Origin of the sequence: Mesorhizobium sp. M7A.F.Ca.MR.245.00.0.0 (assembly GCF_003997415.1) — a bacterium.
Taxonomy (GTDB): Bacteria; Pseudomonadota; Alphaproteobacteria; order Rhizobiales; family Rhizobiaceae; genus Mesorhizobium.
Window position 1 is genome coordinate 263958 of sequence record NZ_RZTE01000004.1, and the last position, 15768, is coordinate 279725.

General features: G+C 61.6%; 17 protein-coding genes and 1 pseudogene. 16 read left to right on the forward strand and 2 right to left on the reverse strand.

Annotation, left to right across the window (positions count from 1 at the left end; genetic code table 11):
- The first annotated feature begins 210 nt into the window (after nucleotides 1-210).
- From dapA to EOB80_RS07725, 3 genes are read left to right on the forward strand one after another with little or no spacing between them, the layout of a single operon-like run.
- Nucleotides 211-1092 carry a 4-hydroxy-tetrahydrodipicolinate synthase gene (gene dapA, locus EOB80_RS07715; RefSeq protein ID WP_127327264.1) on the forward strand — a complete coding sequence of 294 codons (882 nt, stop codon included), beginning with the start codon at nucleotides 211-213 and terminating at the stop codon, nucleotides 1090-1092.
- A 25-nt stretch (nucleotides 1093-1117) separates the two neighbouring features.
- On the forward strand, nucleotides 1118-1597 hold the full coding sequence (gene smpB / locus EOB80_RS07720) for an SsrA-binding protein SmpB (protein WP_013532594.1): 480 nt from the start codon (nucleotides 1118-1120) through the stop codon (nucleotides 1595-1597).
- Between the two features lie 14 nt (nucleotides 1598-1611).
- On the forward strand, nucleotides 1612-2322 hold the full coding sequence (locus tag EOB80_RS07725; RefSeq protein ID WP_127327228.1) for a GH25 family lysozyme: 711 nt from the start codon (nucleotides 1612-1614) through the stop codon (nucleotides 2320-2322).
- 17 nt (nucleotides 2323-2339) lie between these two features.
- Here EOB80_RS07725 and EOB80_RS07730 read toward each other — a convergent pair whose 3' ends face one another.
- Both EOB80_RS07730 and EOB80_RS07735 read right to left on the reverse strand, forming a co-directional pair.
- On the reverse strand, nucleotides 2340-2996 hold the full coding sequence (locus EOB80_RS07730) for a uracil-DNA glycosylase (RefSeq protein ID WP_127327229.1): 657 nt from the start codon (nucleotides 2994-2996) through the stop codon (nucleotides 2340-2342).
- Nucleotides 2997-3007: 11 nt separating this feature from the next.
- Nucleotides 3008-3589 (reverse strand): NYN domain-containing protein, encoded by a 582-nt coding sequence (locus EOB80_RS07735; protein ID WP_127267156.1) that lies wholly within the window; start codon nucleotides 3587-3589, stop codon nucleotides 3008-3010.
- Nucleotides 3590-3914: 325 nt separating this feature from the next.
- On the opposite strand from EOB80_RS07735, the gene rpoZ reads away from it, so the two are divergent.
- The 13 genes and pseudogenes from rpoZ (at nucleotide 3915) to EOB80_RS07800 (ending at nucleotide 15694) form a co-directional block, all read left to right on the forward strand.
- Nucleotides 3915-4316 (forward strand): DNA-directed RNA polymerase subunit omega, encoded by a 402-nt coding sequence (gene rpoZ, locus EOB80_RS07740; RefSeq protein ID WP_013532591.1) that lies wholly within the window; start codon nucleotides 3915-3917, stop codon nucleotides 4314-4316.
- Between the two features lie 113 nt (nucleotides 4317-4429).
- Nucleotides 4430-6658: a bifunctional (p)ppGpp synthetase/guanosine-3',5'-bis(diphosphate) 3'-pyrophosphohydrolase gene (locus tag EOB80_RS07745; protein WP_023812864.1), complete on the forward strand. Its 2229-nt coding sequence runs from the start codon at nucleotides 4430-4432 to the stop codon at nucleotides 6656-6658.
- 50 nt (nucleotides 6659-6708) lie between these two features.
- Nucleotides 6709-7287 carry an orotate phosphoribosyltransferase gene (gene pyrE / locus EOB80_RS07750; protein WP_127267157.1) on the forward strand — a complete coding sequence of 193 codons (579 nt, stop codon included), beginning with the start codon at nucleotides 6709-6711 and terminating at the stop codon, nucleotides 7285-7287.
- Nucleotides 7288-7337: 50 nt separating this feature from the next.
- Nucleotides 7338-7739, forward strand: a complete 402-nt coding sequence (locus EOB80_RS07755) for a VOC family protein (RefSeq protein ID WP_127327230.1) — start codon at nucleotides 7338-7340, stop codon at nucleotides 7737-7739.
- Nucleotides 7740-7986: 247 nt separating this feature from the next.
- The gene (locus tag EOB80_RS07760) at nucleotides 7987-8586 is read left to right on the forward strand and encodes a DUF2062 domain-containing protein (protein ID WP_127322859.1); all 600 of its coding nucleotides are present in this window, start codon (nucleotides 7987-7989) and stop codon (nucleotides 8584-8586) included.
- Entirely contained in the window at nucleotides 8583-8996 is a 414-nt protein-coding gene (gene acpS, locus EOB80_RS07765) for a holo-ACP synthase (protein ID WP_127327231.1), read from the forward strand. The genes EOB80_RS07760 and acpS overlap by 4 nt, the downstream gene beginning before the upstream one ends.
- Nucleotides 8997-9074: 78 nt before the next feature.
- Entirely contained in the window at nucleotides 9075-9824 is a 750-nt protein-coding gene (gene lepB / locus EOB80_RS07770) for a signal peptidase I (RefSeq protein WP_127267160.1), read from the forward strand.
- Nucleotides 9824-10576, forward strand: a complete 753-nt coding sequence (rnc, locus tag EOB80_RS07775; RefSeq protein WP_127327265.1) for a ribonuclease III — start codon at nucleotides 9824-9826, stop codon at nucleotides 10574-10576. Before lepB ends, rnc begins: the two co-directional genes overlap by 1 nt.
- A complete protein-coding gene (gene era, locus EOB80_RS07780; RefSeq protein WP_023812871.1) occupies nucleotides 10573-11496 on the forward strand; it encodes a GTPase Era in 924 nt (307 codons plus the stop codon). The genes rnc and era overlap by 4 nt, the downstream gene beginning before the upstream one ends.
- Before the next feature lie 5 nt (nucleotides 11497-11501).
- Nucleotides 11502-12395: pseudogene (locus EOB80_RS07785) on the forward strand (aminoglycoside phosphotransferase family protein).
- Between the two features lie 738 nt (nucleotides 12396-13133).
- A complete protein-coding gene (locus EOB80_RS07790; protein ID WP_127327232.1) occupies nucleotides 13134-14270 on the forward strand; it encodes a porin in 1137 nt (378 codons plus the stop codon).
- Nucleotides 14271-14402: 132 nt separating this feature from the next.
- A complete protein-coding gene (recO, locus tag EOB80_RS07795) occupies nucleotides 14403-15179 on the forward strand; it encodes a DNA repair protein RecO (RefSeq protein ID WP_127321915.1) in 777 nt (258 codons plus the stop codon).
- Entirely contained in the window at nucleotides 15176-15694 is a 519-nt protein-coding gene (locus tag EOB80_RS07800) for a PaaI family thioesterase (RefSeq protein ID WP_027162667.1), read from the forward strand. Before recO ends, EOB80_RS07800 begins: the two co-directional genes overlap by 4 nt.
- The last annotated feature ends 74 nt before the right edge of the window (nucleotides 15695-15768 follow it).

Below are 15768 nucleotides of genomic sequence, written 5' to 3' on the forward strand. Positions count from 1 at the left end.
GTAAACAAAGGGTTAGCGAGGCCGTTCGAATTGCGCTTGCTGGCACCATGGCAATGCTTGCCGCGCAACCATGTCGAGACTATGGTGCGCCGCTTCGCTTTCGGCTAGAAGGCGCGCACGATAAAGCACCGATGCATGTCTTCCCAAAGTGAATACCGGTTTTGGGGCAACGGCATGCATGAACAAACAAGTCCCAAGGAGTTGGACGATATGCTGAGAGGCTCGCTTACTGCGCTCGTGACACCGTTCGAAAAGAGCGGGCGTTTCGACGAGAAAGCCTTTCGCGCGTTCGTCGAATGGCAACTCTCAGAGGGCACGACGGGCCTGGTGCCGGTCGGCACCACCGGCGAGTCGCCGACGCTGTCGCACGACGAGCACCGCCAGGTCGTCAAGGTGTGTATCGAGGTGGCCAAGGGCCGCGTTCCGGTCGTCGCCGGCGCCGGCTCCAACAACACCGAGGAAGCAGTCGGCCTCGTGCAGTATGCCGAGAAGGCCGGCGCCGATGCCGCCCTCGTCGTCACGCCCTACTACAACAGGCCGACACAGCGCGGTCTTTACGAGCATTTCGCGGCGGTCGCCAAGGCGACCAAGCTGCCGATCATCATCTACAATATCCCGCCGCGCTCGGTCATCGACATGATGCCGGACACGATGGGCCGGCTCGTGCACGACTTCAAGAACATTGTCGGCGTCAAGGATGCCACCGGCAAGGTCGAAAGGGTCTCCGAGCAGCGCGCCACGTGCGGCAAGGATTTCATCCAGCTTTCGGGCGAGGACGCTTCGGCGCTCGGCTTCAACGCCCATGGCGGCGTCGGCTGCATTTCGGTGACGTCGAATGTCGCGCCGCGGCTGTGCGCCGAATTCCAGGAGGCAACGCTTGCCGGCGACAGCGTCAGGGCGCTGGATCTGCAGGATCGCCTGCTGCCGCTGCACAAGGCGATCTTCATCGAGCCTGGCGTTTCCGGCGCCAAATATGCGCTGTCGAAGCTAGGCAAGGTCGAAAACGTGCTGCGCTCGCCGCTGGTGACGATCGAACAGTCGACTGCCGACAAGATCGATGCGGCTATGAAGCACGCCGGCTTGATTAATTAGGGATGAGGCGCCACCTCTCCACATCATGAATCAAGTCAGAAAAGCCGATCCCAACAACAAGACCGTTTCGGAAAACCGTAAGGCGCGGTTTTCCTATGAGGTGCTTGACACGGTCGAGGCCGGTCTGGTGCTGACCGGCACCGAGGTCAAGTCGCTGCGCCAGGGCCAGGCCAACATCCAGGACAGCTATGCCTCGGTCGAAGGTGGCGAGATCTGGCTGATCAATTCCTATCTGCCGGAATATCTGCAGGCCAACCGCTTCAACCATGAGCCGCGCCGGCGCCGCAAGCTGCTGCTCAACAAGCGCGAGATGGCGAAACTGTCACAGAGTGTCGACCGCGAAGGCATGACACTGGTGCCGCTGAAAATCTATTTCAACGACCAGGGCCGCGCCAAGCTGCTGCTCGCTGTCGGCCGCGGCAAGAAACTGCACGACAAGCGCGAATCCGAGAAGCAGCGCGATTGGTCGCGCGAGAAGGGCCGGCTGTTAAAAGAGCGTGGGTAGGCGGGGCCATTCGCTTGAAGAACCGGATTGTCCTCTTTGGTTTGGCCAGCCTGGTCTTGTTGTGTTTCCTTGCAGCAGGCGGCTATCTCTATTTCCGGTCATTCTCGCCGGATCGCGATAAATATCCGGTCAGGGGCATCGACGTCTCCCATCATCAGGGCCAGATCGATTGGCGGCGCGTAGCCGCCGACGATGTCGCCTTTGCCGTCATCAAGGCGACCGAAGGCGGCGATCATGTCGATGATGCTTTCGCACGGAATCTGGAAGAGGCCCGGGCCGCCGGTCTCGCCGTCGGCGCCTATCACTTTTTCATCTTTTGCCGGCCGGGTGCGGACCAGGCGAAGAATTTCATCTCGGTGGTGCCGCACGATCAGTCCCTGCTGCCACCCGTGGTCGATATCGAATTCGGCGGCAACTGCCCGCAGCGGCCGACGCCCGAACAATTGAACGCCGAACTGGCCGCGTTCCTCGCTCCAGTCGAGGCGGCGTTCGGCAAGCCTGCGATTGTCTATCTGACCGACGACGCAGCGGAAGCGTATGCAGGGCGCATTGCTGCCCGTCCGCTCTGGCTCCGCTCATTGCTCCTGGAGCCGGATCGCGACGACTGGGTCTACTGGCAGTACCACAACAGGGGTCGCGTTGACGGCATCAATGGCGATGTCGACCTGAATGTGCTGCAGGGTGGGCCCGGTGCGTTGAGTGCACTGTTTGCGCCGCCAAGCTGATCCGCTGGCACCCGGCTCTATTTCTGCAAGAATTCCGCTATCTGGCTGAAAACGCTAACGAACATCGCTTCGGTCAGCACGCCGGTATTGGTGTTGTAGCGTGAGCAGTGATAGCTCGAAAACAGCGTGACGCCACCGGCCGGCAGCTGCCCGCCATGCTTGAACGGGTAGGCGGCGACGCGCCCACCCAGCGCCCGCACCGTCGACTGATGCGCGATCGATCCCAGTGCCAGCACGGCGCGCAAATTAGGGAACCGGGCGATCGTCGGCACCAGGAATGTCCGGCAGGTGGCAATCTCGGCGCCCACCGGCTTGTTCTCAGGCGGCACGCAGCGCACGGCATTGGTGATCGCCGTGCCGACAAGCTCCAATCCGTCGTCGGGTCTGGCCTTGAATTCGCCGCGTGCAAAACCGTGCGAAATCAGTGTCGAGTAGAGCAGGTCGCCGGCATAGTCGCCGGTGAACGGGCGGCCCGTTCGGTTGGCACCGCGAAGGCCGGGCGCCAGCCCGACGATCAGCAGTTGGACCGTCGCGTCACCTTCCGAGGGCAGGAAAGTCGGCACCGGCGCATTGAACCAGGATGGTTCGCGCTGCCGCCACTCGGCGATGAAGTCGTGCAGCCGCGGGCAGAGCGGGCAGTCGCGGCTGGGCTCGGAGGCGGAAGAGGCGGTCAAGGCGACCGGCCTCAGTAATCATCCTCGTCGACTTCGGCCGGCTCGGGCCTGCGCACCGGCCGCTCGGACGGATCGCGGCCAACGTCGTTCTTCAAGGTCGTCAGGTCGATGAAATGGTCGGCCTGGCGGCGCAGATCGTCGGAGATCATCGGCGGCTGCGAGGCCATGGTCGAGACGATCGACACCTTGCGGCCGCGCCGCTGCAGCGCCTCGACCAGCGTGCGGAAATCGCCGTCGCCGGAAAAGATGACATAGTGGTCGACGACATCGGCGAGCTCCAGCGCATCGACCGTCAGCTCGATGTCCATATTGCCCTTGATCTTGCGGCGGCCGGTCGAGTCGGTGAATTCCTTGGCCGGCTTGGTGACCACCTTGAAGCCGTTATAGTCGAGCCAGTCGATCAGCGGACGGATCGAGGAGTATTCCTGATCCTCGACCAGCGCCGTGTAATAATAGGCGCGCAGAAGATAGCCACGTTTCTGGAAGCTCGACAGGAGCTTGCGATAGTCGATGTCGAAGCCGAGTGCGCGCGACGTCGCATAGAGATTGGCGCCGTCGATGAATAGGGCGATTTTTTCACGAGGGTCGAACATGGAAAATATTCCTTCTCGAAATAAACGGCCGTCTAAACGAAATGCGATAGCGACGTTCGGTCAGGCTCATAATAAACCGGCTGACCTCTATGTATCCGAGATAGCGCCAGATTCACGGCAATCCAAGGGCGCGTGCGGCACTGCAAGCAATTGTGATCGGGACACCGAACACATAGGCACAGCCAGTTTTGCCGAATCGGGTGTTTGAACGAAGGATTGGGCGCCCTGCAGCCCGGCCATTGCCATGATGCTTGTATTTTGGCGGCGTTCGGGTTATGGACCGCGCCTGTTTTCCATCAAATCCATCGCATGAAAGGGGCAAACCATGGCCCGCGTAACCGTTGAAGATTGCATCGACAAGGTCGACAACCGCTTCGAACTGGTGCTGCTTGCCGGCCACCGTGCCCGGCAGATCAGCCAGGGCGCGCCGATCACCGTGCCGCGTGACAACGACAAGAACCCGGTCGTGGCGCTGCGCGAGATCGCCGATGAGACGCTGTCGCCCGACGACCTCAAGGAAGATCTGATCCATTCGCTGCAGAAGCATGTCGAGGTCGACGAGCCCGAGGCCGATGGCGAGGCGATTGCCGATCAGACCGGCACCGCCGTTGCTGCCACCGACGCCGATGACGCCGAGGAGAACATCACCTTCGACCGCATGACCGAGGAAGATCTCCTGGCCGGCATCGAGGGTCTGGTGCCACCGGAAAAAAGCGACGACTACTAAGAGCCTGGATCAAGCATCCGGCACTTCCGTCCTGGCAGTTTCGTGGCTATCTATGACATGCGCCGTACAGCAGTGCGGCGCATGATTCATTTCACCGCTGCGAGATCCCGCCCATGATGCGTCAGTATGAGCTTGTCGAGCGCGTCCAGCGCTACAAGCCTGACGTCAACGAGGCGTTGCTCAACAAGGCCTATGTCTATGCCATGCAGAAGCATGGCCACCAGAAGCGCGCTTCCGGCGACCCGTATTTCTCGCACCCGCTCGAAGTCGCCGCCATCCTCACCGAGATGCATATGGACGAGGCGACGATCGCGGTCGCCCTGCTGCACGACACGATCGAGGACACGACCGCCACACGGGCCGAGATCGACGATCTGTTCGGCCCCGAAATGGGCAAGCTGGTCGAGGGCCTGACCAAGCTGAAGAAGCTCGATCTCGTCTCGAAGAAGGCCGAGCAGGCGGAAAACCTGAGAAAGCTTCTGCTGGCGATTTCAGAAGATGTCCGCGTGCTGCTGGTCAAGCTCGCCGACCGCCTGCACAATATGCGCACCCTCGACCACATGCCGGAGGCCAAGCGCCTGCGCATCGCCGAGGAGACGATGGATATCTACGCGCCGCTGGCCGGCCGCATGGGCATGCAAGGCATGCGCGAGGAGCTGGAGGAGATCGCCTTCCGCTTCATCAATCCGGAAGCCTATCGCGCCGTCACCGCACGGCTTGCCGAAATCTTCGAGCGCAACAAGGGCGTGCTGACGGACATCGAAAAGGCTTTGTCCACGCTGTTCGAGAAGCATGCGATCAACGCCGGCGTGAAGAGCCGGCAGAAGAAGCCGTGGTCGGTGTTCCGCAAGATGGAGGCCAAGGCGCTGTCCTTCGAGCAGTTGTCCGACATTTTCGGCTTCCGCGTCGTCGTCGATACGGTCGAGGATTGTTACAGGGCGCTTGGCGCCATCCACACCGCGTGGTCGATGGTGCCGGGCCGCTTCAAGGACTACATCTCGACGCCGAAGCAGAACGATTATCGGTCGATCCACACCACCATTGTCGGCCCGTCGCGCCAGCGTGTCGAGCTGCAAATCCGCACCCGAGAGATGAACAAGATCGCCGAATACGGCGTCGCCGCCCATTCGATCTACAAGGACACCGGCGGCAAGACGAATGGCGCCGCCCACGCGATTTCGAAGGAAACCAACGCCTACGCCTGGCTGCGGCGCACCATCGAGCAGCTTGCCGAGGGCGACAATCCCGAGGATTTCCTCGAAAATACCAAGCTGGAGCTGTTCCAGGACCAGGTGTTCTGCTTCACCCCGAAAGGCATGTTGATTGCGCTGCCGCGCGGCGCGACACCGATCGATTTCGCCTACGCGGTGCACACCGATGTCGGCGACACCTGCGTCGGTGCCAAGGTCAACGGCCGCATCATGCCGCTGATGACGGAACTGAAGAACGGCGATGAGGTCGAGATCATCCGCTCCAAGGCGCAGGTGCCGCCGGCGGCGTGGGAATCGGTCGTCGTCACCGGCAAGGCGCGCTCGGCCATCCGCCGTGCCACCAAGAACGCCATCCGCAAGCAATATTCGGGTCTCGGCATCCGCATCCTGGAACGCGCCTTCGAGCGTGCCGGCAAGACCTTCACCAAGGAGAGCCTGAAGCAGGTGCTGCACAGGCTGGCGCGCAAGGACATCGAGGATGTGCTGGCCTCCGTCGGGCGCGGCGAGCTCGCCTCCACCGACGTCATGAAGGCGGTATTCCCCGACTACAAGGATGAGCGCGTCACTACGGCCGTCCCCAAGCCGCGCGAGGAGGGCTGGTCGAAGATCCGCAATGCGGCCGGTATGTTGTTCCAGATTCCGGGTCGCGCCGCGCGCAAGGACAAGGACCAGCCACGCGATGGCGCCGTGCCGATCCGCGGCGTGCGCGGTGATCTGCCGGTGCGCTTCGCGCCGGAGGGGGCAGTGCCTGGCGATCGCATCGTCGGCATCGTCCAGCCGGGCACCGGCATCACCATCTATCCGATCCAGTCGCCGGCGCTGCAGGCGTTCGACGACCAGCCCGAGCGCTGGATAGACGTGCGCTGGGACATCGACGAGCGCACCAAGGAACGCTTTCCGGCGCGTGTCTCGGTCACCGCCATCAACGCGCCGGGGTCACTCGCCGATATAGCGCAGGTGGTTGCCTCGAACGACGCCAATATCCATACGCTGTCGATGGTGCGCACTGCGCCCGACTTCACCGAAATGCTGATCGATCTCGAAGTCTGGGATCTCAAGCACCTCAACCGGCTGCTGTCGCAGCTCAAGGACAATTCGAGCGTCAGCGACGCAAGACGCGTCAATGGCTAGATCATGCTCCGGTTTCGGACAAAGTCATGGTCAATCAAAAAGAGGCAGACATGAACACCGATGAAGTGCTGGGCATTTTCCGCGAGGCGGGTGCTGTTCTGGAAGGGCATTTCATTTTGACCTCGGGCCTGCGCAGTCCGGTCTTCCTGCAGAAGGCGCGCGTGTTCATGCATGCCGACAAGACCGAGCTACTGTGCAAGGCGCTGGCGGAGAAAATCCGCGCAGGCGTGCCCGGCAAGATCGACTATGTCGTAGGCCCGGCGATCGGCGGGCTGATCCCAGCCTACGAGACCTCGCGCCATCTCCGCGTGCCGGCGATCTGGGTCGAGCGGGAAGGCGGCGAGTTCCGCTTGCGCCGCTTCGAGATAGCCAGGGGTTCGCGTGTCGTCATCGTCGAGGACATCGTCACCACTGGCCTGTCGATCCGAGAGACCATCGAGTGCCTGCGCGATCTTGGCGCCGAGGTAGTGGCCGCGGCCTGCATCATCGACCGTTCGGCTGGCAAGACCGATGTCGGTGTGCCGCTCATCGCGCTGGCCGAGTATGAGGTCCCGGCCTATCCGGCCGACCGGCTGCCGCCGGAGCTTGCCGCCATCCCGGCGATCAAGCCCGGCAGCCGCAACATCTGACGGGGCATTTTTTTCGCCCAACAGTGTGCGGCGGTTTTGTGGAAAGCGACATGCGTGAAGACAGATTGGAAATGATCACCGGCATCGATCATTTCGTGCTGACGGTCGCTTCGCTGGAAGTGACCTGTGAGTTTTACCAGCGCGTGCTGGGTTTTGAGCGCATCGACGCGGCGGATCGGCCGACGGCGCTGGCTTTCGGTATCCATAAGATCAATGTGCATGAGGTCGGCCGCACTTTCGAGCCGAAGGCGAAGTCGCCGGCTCCGGGCTCGAGCGATTTCTGCCTGGTCACGGACGGGCCACTGGATGAGGTCCGTGCCCGGCTCGCGGCCAATGGTGTGGCGGTGGAACTCGGTCCGGTTGAACGTATCGGGGCCCGCGGTCCGATGATGTCGGTCTATCTCCGCGACCCGGACGGCAATCTGGTCGAGGTCAGCGAATACCTGCCGTAGCGCTGGTGCTCTTCGAAAAAGCGACTGCCAGTTTTCCTTAAATTCGCCGCGATTGTCCAATGTTCGAAGCATGAACCACCCCGAGGGGCGGCGACGAGTGCGCATCGGACAGACGGTGCTTGGTTGTTCTTCTGTCAGCGCGTCGTTATATCATGCTTGCGATTGCCATTGGGTGATCGTCAAGCGCAAGATGTGGCTGCCACGCCCGGCTAAGGTGCCGTTGCGGGAGCCGTGGAACGGGAACAGAGTGCTTTTTCGACGCCGCAAGCCTGATGGCCTTTACGAGCGGGTGCGTACCTACCTTTGGCCGCGCCGCTCATTTTCGCGCTCGCTTCAGTATTTTTCCAAGCGCATCCTGCGGCTGAAGGCCACACCGCATGCGGTGGCGGCCGGCGTTGCAGCCGGGGTCTTCGCTTCATTCTTTCCCGTCGGTTTCCATTTCATCATCGCTGCCCTCCTGTGCTGGGTGATCGCCGGCAATCTGGTGGCGGCCGCTCTCGGCGCGGTTTTTTTCGGCAACCCCCTGACCTTCCCGTTGCTATGGGGGGCGTCGTGGGAAACGGGCAAGCTCATCCTGCATGACCGCTTGCCGACGCATGGGCCGCCGGCACATCTGGGCGAGATGTTGCACAACCTCTCCTTCGCGCAATTGTGGAAACCGGTCCTTGAACCGATGCTGATAGGCGCGGTTCCGCTCGGGCTCGCCTTCGGGCTGCTGTTCTACGCCCTCACGCGCTGGGGCATGAACGCTTTCCGCGAACAGCGGCGCAAACGTCTGGCCGAGCGCGCAAGCCGGCATGCGCAATCGTCCCATCCCGGCGCAAGCATCGGTTCCACCGCGCGATGATCATCGGCATCGGCAGCGACCTTATCGACATCAGACGCATCGAGAAATCGCTGGAGCGTCACGGTCAGCGCTTCATTCAGAGAATCTACACCGAGATCGAACAGGCGCGTTCCGACAATCGACGCGCCCGCGCGGCCTCTTATGCCAAACGCTTCGCCGCCAAGGAGGCCTGCGCCAAGGCGCTGGGCACCGGTATGGCGCAGGGCGTGTTCTGGCGCGACATGGGTGTCGTCAACCTGCCCAGTGGCGCGCCGACCATGGCTCTGACGGGAGGAGCGCAGGCCAGGCTGGACAAGATCCTGCCAAACGGCCATCGGGCGGCAATCCACCTCACCATCACGGATGATTTCCCGCTCGCTCAAGCCTTTGTGATCATCGAGGCGCTGCCCGTCGAAGAAGCGCCACATTGATTGCCTCTGACGACCGGCATTGACGTTGCCCAGCGCGCGCCGAGACTCTATACCATCCAACGCACAATCGAGGACGACATGAGCGTGGCTGAAAAATCCGAGAAGAAATCCGGCGGGCTTGGCGAGACCGTCAGCGTCATCGTCCAGGCGCTTTTGCTCGCCCTGGTCATCCGCACGCTGCTGTTCCAGCCTTTTTCGATCCCGTCGGGATCAATGCGGCCGACGCTTCTTGAAGGCGACTATCTGTTCGTCACCAAATGGTCCTATGGCTATTCGCGGTACTCGCTGCCTTTCGGCCCCGACATCTTTTCGGGCCGCATCTGGGGCGCCGAGCCGAAGCGTGGCGACGTGGCGGTGTTCAAGTTCCCGCCTGATCCGTCCGTCGACTACATTAAGCGCGTTGTCGGCCTGCCGGGTGACAAGATCCAGGTCAAGGACGGCCAGCTGTTCATCAACGGCGTCGGCGTGCCGCGCGTGAAAACAGGCCAGATCGACAATCCCGACATCACCGAGGAATCGCGACCGATCGATGTCTATCGTGAGACCTTGCCCAACGGCGTCAGCTACGACACGCTCGACCTGAATTCGAACTCGATCGGCGACAACACCCGCGAATTCGATGTGCCGCCCGGCCACTATTTCATGATGGGCGACAACCGGGACAATTCCGCCGACAGCCGTTTCACCGTCGGCTACGTTCCCGCGGAAAATCTGGTTGGCCGTGCCAATCTTGTTTTCTTCTCGATCGCCGGCAAGGCGAGCCCTCTCGAAATCTGGAAATGGCCGTCGCTGATGCGCGCTTCGCGCCTGTTCCACTTCGTCAATTGATGGCTTTGAAGCGTCCGACAGGCGAAACTCTGGCCGGTTTGGTAAAAGCCAAGACCGGCCACGTCTTCAAGGATATCCGCTTGCTCGAGACCGCCTTGACGCATTCCAGTGCGGTCAAGGCCGCCACCAACAACCAGCGTCTTGAATTTCTTGGCGACCGCGTGCTCGGGCTTGTCGTCGCCGATATGCTTTTCGAAAAATTTCCCGATGCGCCGGAAGGTGAAATCGCGCCGCGCTTCAATGCGCTGGTCGATGCACGGACATGCTCCGAGATCGGCATCGAAATGCAGCTGGAGGATCTGGTCCGCGCCGATTCTGCCTTGAAGATGCGGTCGCGTGGCTCGGGCGGAAACTATCTGGCGGATGCGGTCGAAGCCCTGATCGCGGCGGTTTACGTTGACGGTGGCATCGAGGCCGCGCGGCGGTTTGTCCTGCGCTACTGGGAACCGCGCTCGAATACGGTGATCACAAAGCCGCTCAATCCGAAATCCGATCTGCAGGAATGGATTGCCAAGACCAGCGATGCGCGCCCTGAATATGTGATCGAAAAACGAGAAGGCCCGGATCACCAGCCCGTCTTCACCGTGTCCTTGCAGGTCCGCGGCTTTGCGCCGATAAGCGGTACTGGCGGCTCCCGCAGGGTTGCCGAAGAAGCGGCGGCTTCGGCATTTCTTTTGCGCGAAGGCGTCTGGGCCACCACATCGGCCCAAAAATCGGAGCGCGCGCGCTCAAGTGAAGGGAGTGCGGCATGACCGCCACCGAAGAGCCGGCGACCGCAGCCGCCACGCATTCCGGTTTTGTCGCGCTGATCGGCGCGCCCAATGCGGGCAAGTCGACGCTGGTCAACCAGTTGGTCGGCGCCAAGGTGTCGATCGTCACCCACAAGGTGCAGACGACCCGCGCCATCGTGCGCGGCATCGCCACGCATGACAATGCGCAGATCGTTTTTGTCGACACGCCCGGCATCTTCAAGCCGAAGCGGAGGCTCGACACGGCGATGGTGACCACCGCCTGGGGCGGGGCCAAGGACGCCGACATCGTGCTGCTTTTGATCGATGCCGAACGCGGCATCAGGGGCGACGCCGACGCCATCCTCGAACGGCTGAAGGATGTGCGCCAGCCGATGGTGCTGATCCTCAACAAGGTCGACCGCGTCAAGCACGAAGCGCTGCTCGCTCTGTCGGCGGCAGCGAACGAAAGGGTGCCGTTCAAGCGCACCTTCATGGTGTCGGCGCTGACCGGTTCCGGCTGCAAGGACGTGCTCGATTATCTGGCCGAGGCTCTGCCGGTCGGCCCCTGGTACTATCCGGAAGACCAGATCTCGGACCTGCCGATGCGCCAGCTCGCGGCCGAGATCACGCGCGAGAAGCTGTATCTAAGGCTGCATCAGGAACTGCCCTATTCCTCGCATATCGAGACCGAGAAATGGGAAGAGAAGCCGGATGGCTCGGTGCGCATCGACCAGACCATCTATGTCGAGCGCGACAGCCAGAAGAAGATCGTTCTTGGCCACAAGGGCGAGACAATCCGCGCCATCGGCCAGGCGGCACGCATGGAGATAGCGGGCATCCTCGAACAGAAGGTGCACCTGTTCCTGTTCGTCAAGGTGCGCGAGAACTGGGGCGACGACCCTGAGCGCTATCGCGAGATGGGGCTCGAGTTTCCGCGCTAGGGTCGATGGACAACAAGCCTCCGATTGACACAGCTTTGGTCCGCCGGTTGGTGGCCACGCAATTCCCCTGGTGGAAAGATCTTGCGGTCAGGCCGGTCGAATTTGGCGGATGGGACAACAGGACCTTTCATCTCGGCGACGAGATGACCGTGCGGCTGCCAAGCGCCGCGGCCTATTCCCTGCAGGTGGAAAAGGAGCATCGCTGGCTACCGAGGCTCGCACCTCTGTTGCCGCTGCCGATCCCGGTGCCGCTGGCGATGGGAGTTCCGGCCGAAAGCTATCCCTGGCACTGGTCCGTTTACCGCTGGATCGAAGGCGAGACGGCAGAGCGCGAGCGTATCGCCAGCTTGCCGCGATTCGCGACCGACCTGGCCGCGTTCCTGGTCGCCTTGCAAAGGATCGATGCCACTGGCGGACCGGCGCCGGGACAACACAACTTCTTTCGCGGCGGAGCACTCAGCGTCTACGATGGCGAAACCCGGCAAGCGATTGCAGCCCTCGACGGCAAGATCGATACGGTCGCAGCCCGCGCGGTGTGGGAGGCAGCACTTGCCGCGCCATGGCACGGTGCGCCGGTCTGGTTCCACGGCGACGTCAGTTGCGGAAACCTGCTGGTCAGGCAAGGCCGGTTGGGCGCGGTGATCGACTTCGGAACCTCTGGCGTTGGCGATCCCGCCTGCGATCTGGCGATTGCCTGGACATTGTTTGAAGGCAAAAGCCGGGAGGCGTTTCGCGCCGGCCTTCCAGCCGATGAGGCGATGTGGGCGCGTGGTCGTGGCTGGACGCTTTGGAAGGCGCTGATCACGGTAGCTTGACAGATCGACGTCTACCCTGTCGAGGTTGAAAAATCCCGTCATGTGATCGATGAGGTGCTTGCCGATCATGCGCGGCGGGGGTGAGGTGCCAAACGTTCAAGGCGCTCTCGCCCACCAGATCCTGATCCTGTCGCCGATCCATCCGCCCCCGTATGGCGCGACCAGGGACATTCTGGCCGAGGCGATGCTTTCCCGGACCTATGCGTGCCCACCCGCCTGATCGAGGCGGGGGGGAGCGCATCGCCTGCGTCGTTCAGGTCGACTGAGAGGGCGTCACGGAGGAATCGTTTTTCAACGGCTGGCTGCTGTCACAATCGGCGACACGACGGCACTCCAGGAAGTTTCGACCGCCTTGGAGGGGGCAGACACCCTTGGAAGCGTCATCCCGCTTTTCGCCTCGGTATCAGAGCGGGATTTGCAGATGGGCGTTATCTGGCAACAGAAGGGGAGGCGGCAAGAATCGGATAAATTTCGACGGAATTGAGGTATACTTTGCGTAGTATGCCGCCATATTGGAAATATAACACGTTATCAGTATAGTTAGTCGCGAAAGTATCCGTATATATATTTAATAAATGACATTGTGCCATTTGTGCCGCTCGTCGGATTATCAAGTGTTATTTGTGCAACACGGCATTAATCTGTTTGTGGAATTGTCATTATTCCGGAAATCGTCATTGAAGGCAGATGATCGATGGGTATGTTCGCCGCTGAAAAGGGCGAGCGGTGTGAGCCTTTTTCGTTGTGGGGGTGAGGCGGGAAAACATTGCCGCCAGCCACAAATCCGAAGCCATTTATAACTATGACTGGAGAGGTCAGAAAATGAACATCAAGAGCCTCCTTCTCGGCTCAGCCGCGGCCCTGATCGCGGTCAGCGGCGCGCGCGCCGCCGACGCTGTCGTCGTCGCCGAACCGGAACCGGCCGAATACGTCAAGATCTGCGACGTCTACGGCGCCGGTTACTTCTACATTCCGGGCACCGAGACCTGCCTGCGCATCGGCGGCTATCTCCGCTACGACATGGGCGTCGGCGATTCCGGCGCGCTGGATGGCGCCAATAACGTTGCCGATCACATGGACGGCGATAGGAACGACACCTACTACAAGAACATGCGCTTCACGCTGAGGACTTATACCGGCCAGGAAACCGAGCTCGGCACATTGAAGACCTTCACCGAGACCCGCTTCCAGTTCGGCAACTCTTCCGGCGACTATACCGGTGACGGCACCGGCTGGCAGGCCGGCAACAAGGCCACCACCCTCAACTTCGCCTGGATCCAGCTCGGTGGCCTGCGCGTCGGTAAGGATGAAACGGTATACGACCAGTTCATCGGCTATGCCGGCAACGTCATCCAGGACACGCTCATCCCGTATGGTGTCAAGGATACCAATCTCATCAGCTACTACTTCGACGCAGGCAGCGGCTTCACGGGCGTGGTCTCGCTCGAAGAAGGCACCGGCGTCAACACGATCGACAGCTATGTTCCGCATGTCGTCGGCGGTTTGAAGTACAAGGGCGACTGGGGTGCGATCACCGGCGTCGTGGCCTATGACAGCAATTATGAGGAAGTGTCCGGCAAGGTCCGTTTGGACGTCAACGTCAGCAAGGAACTGACGCTGTTCGTCATGGGCGGCTACGGCACCAACGACAACATCAACGACTTCGGGACAGGCCGTACCCAATATAAGCCATGGGGCGGAAACTGGGCGATCTGGGGCGGCGGCACCTACAAGTTCAACGACAAGACCTCGATCAACGCCCAGGTCTCCTATGACGACTGGAAGAACCTCGGCGTCGCGGCCAACGTGGCCTATACCATTGTGCCGGGCTTTACGATCACGACTGAAGTCGATTACCTCAATGCAGGAAAATTCGACGACTTGGACTTCAACAACTGGACGAAGGCCGACAAGAAGAGCAGCGTCGGCGGCATCGTTCGCTTCCAGCGCAATTTCTAACGGATCGACTGACCTCACCAGCCCGCCCGCAGCACATCGCTGCGGGCGGTTTTTTGATGCATTGGCATGAGAGTTACCCGGGGCCAAGCCCATACCTTGATTTCGCCACCCGATCGGTGAAAAGCTCCTGAAATGGAATGGCGCGACGAGGGAATCATTCTCGGCACCCGCAAGCATGGCGAAACCAGCGCCATTCTCGAGGTGTTGACGCGAGCGCATGGCCGTCATCTCGGCCTTGTTCGTGGCGGCCGTTCGCGCAAGCAGCAGCCTGTGCTCCAGCCCGGCAATCGCGTGGACCTGTTGTGGCGTGCGCGGCTTGATGAACATCTCGGCACGTTCCAGGCCGAGGCGATCGAGATGAACGCGGCCCGGTTGATGGACAGTGCCGTCGCCGTCTACGGATTGCAGACCATGGCCGCGCATCTGCGCCTGCTGCCCGAGCGCGACGCGCATGAAGGTCTCTACGAAACGCTTGCCGTGATGATCGTCCATCTCGACGACGCCGACGTTGCCGGCGAACTGGTGGCGCGCTTCGAGCTTCTGGTGCTGGACGAACTCGGCTTCGGCCTCGATCTCAGTCAATGTGCCGCCACCGGCACGCGACAGGATCTGGCCTATGTCTCACCGAAGTCGGGACGTGCGGTATCGCGCGAAGCCGGTTTGCCGTGGCGCGACAAGATGCTGGCTCTGCCGGCCTTCCTGCAGCGCGGCTCCGGCCTGCGCGCCGATGCGGCTGATGTCGACGACGCCTTCCGGCTCACCGGCTTCTTCTTCAACCGCCACGTCTATGAGCCGCGCGGCATCGAGCCGCCGGACGCTCGTACCGGCTTCCTCGCCGCCTTGCGCAAACATCACGCGCGCGGCAAGGCCATAGCTGGCGAAGATGCAGCCAGAGAAATCATCACATGAGCGAGGTCGAACTTTATCCTGGCCGGGTCTCACCGCTCGGCCTCGGCACCATTCCGCACGCCGACATCCTGAAATACACCGGTTTGGAATTGCTGCAGCGCATCGTCGACGGCAAGTATCCGGCGCCGCCGATTTCCTTCCAGCTGAATTTCACTCTCACCGAAGTCTCGGAAGGGCGCGCTGTCTTTCGTGGCATGCCGAGCGAGCGCCATCTCAATCCGCTGGGCAGCGTGCATGGCGGCTGGGCGGCGACGCTGCTCGATTCGGCACTGGCCTGTGCCGTGCAGACGCTGCTCGAAAAGGGCGAGGCCTATACCACGGCGGAGTTCAAGGTGAATTTGACGCGTCCCATCACGCCGAAGACCGGCGAGGTGGTGTGCGAGGGCAGGGTTGTTCACAAGGGCCGCACGTTGGCGGTGTCGGAAGCGACGCTGAAGGATGCCGGCGGCAAGCTGCTGGCTTTCGGCACCGAAACATGCTCGATCTTTCCGGCCGCCAATCTGGCGGCGCGTTGACTGGCGGCGCATTGAGTTTTCCGAGCTTGGATTTTCTGGCCGTTTGGCCGCCGCATTTGAATGTCAGTAAGACG